Source organism: Rhodococcus sp. IEGM 1241 (assembly GCF_033142365.1).
GTDB lineage: Bacteria > Actinomycetota > Actinomycetes > Mycobacteriales > Mycobacteriaceae > Rhodococcus_F > Rhodococcus_F erythropolis.
Map to the genome: position 1 here is coordinate 1 of NZ_JAWLSE010000058.1, position 1,327 is coordinate 1,327.

The following is a 1,327-nucleotide window of genomic DNA, read 5'->3' on the forward strand; positions in this document are numbered from 1 at the left end:
GAGCGTGGGTTGGTGGTGGGTGGTTGGGATGGTGTGGGGGTTGCGGTGGGGGGTTTGACGTTGGTGGATGTGTTGGATGGGCGGTTTGCTGGTGTGGGTGGTGGGGGGTTGGTGTGTGGTGGGGTGGTGTTGTCGTGGGGTGAGTTTGATGTTCGGGTGAATCGTTTTGCGCGGTTGTTGATTTCGTTGGGGGTGGGTCCGGAGTCGCGGGTGTGTGTGGTGTTGTCGCGGTCGGTGGAGTTGTTGGTGGCGGTGTTTGCGGTGGTGCGGGCTGGTGGGGTGTTTGTTCCGGTGGATGTGGGTGCGCCGGTGGAGCGGGTGGGGTTTGTGGTGGGGGTGGTGGATCCGGTGGTGGTGTTGTCGCGGGGTGGTGATGGTGGGTGTTTGCCGGTGGGGGTGGGGTTTGTTGATGTGGGTTGTGTTGATGTTTCGGGGTTTTCGGGTGATCCGGTGGGGGTGGGGGATCGGTTGGGGGTGTTGTTGCCTGAGCATGCGGTGTATGTGATGTTCACGTCGGGGTCGACGGGTCGTCCGAAGGGTGTGGTGGTGTCGCATGCGGGGGTGGTGAATCGGTTGTTGTGGATGCAGGGGGAGTTTCCGTTGGGTGTGGGGGATGTGGTGTTGCAGAAGACGCCGGTGTCGTTCGATGTGTCGGTGTGGGAGTTGTTTTGGCCGTTGATGGTGGGTGCGCGGTTGGTGGTGGCGGATCCGGGTGGGCATCGTGATCCGGTGTATTTGGTGGGTGTGATCGAGCGGTGGGGGGTGTCGGTGGTGCATTTTGTGCCGTCGATGTTGGAGGTGTTCGTGGGGGAGCCTTCGGTGGTGGTGGGGTGTTCGAGTGTGCGTCGGGTGTTTGTGTCGGGTGAGGGGTTGTCGTCGGTGTTGGCGGGGCGGTTTGCGGGGGTGTGTGGTGCGGAGTTGGTGAATTTGTACGGGCCGACGGAGGCGTCGGTGGATGTGACGTTTCATGTGGTGGATGGTGTTGTGGGGGTGGGTGTTCCGATTGGTCGGCCGGTGTGGAATACGCGGGTGTTGGTGTTGGATTCGCGGTTGCGGCCGGTTCCGGTGGGTGTGGTGGGGGAGTTGTATGTGGGTGGGGTGCAGGTGGCTCGGGGGTATGAGGGTCGTGTGGATTTGACGGTGGGTCGGTTTGTGGCGGATCCGGTGTCGGGGGTGGTGGGTGCTCGGGTGTATCGGACGGGCGATGTGGTGCGGTGGGGGTGTGGTGGGGTGTTGGAGTTTGTGGGGCGCACGGATTTTCAGGTGAAGGTGCGGGGGCAGCGGGTGGAGTTGGGTGAGGTGGAGGCGGTGTTGGCTGCTCAGGTGG

At 62.9% G+C, this 1,327-nt stretch carries 1 protein-coding gene; it reads left to right on the forward strand.

Annotated elements, in window-relative coordinates; translation table 11 throughout:
- A partial coding sequence (locus R4P70_RS32590; protein ID WP_317833842.1) for an amino acid adenylation domain-containing protein occupies positions 1–1,327 on the forward strand: 1,327 nt, incomplete at both ends.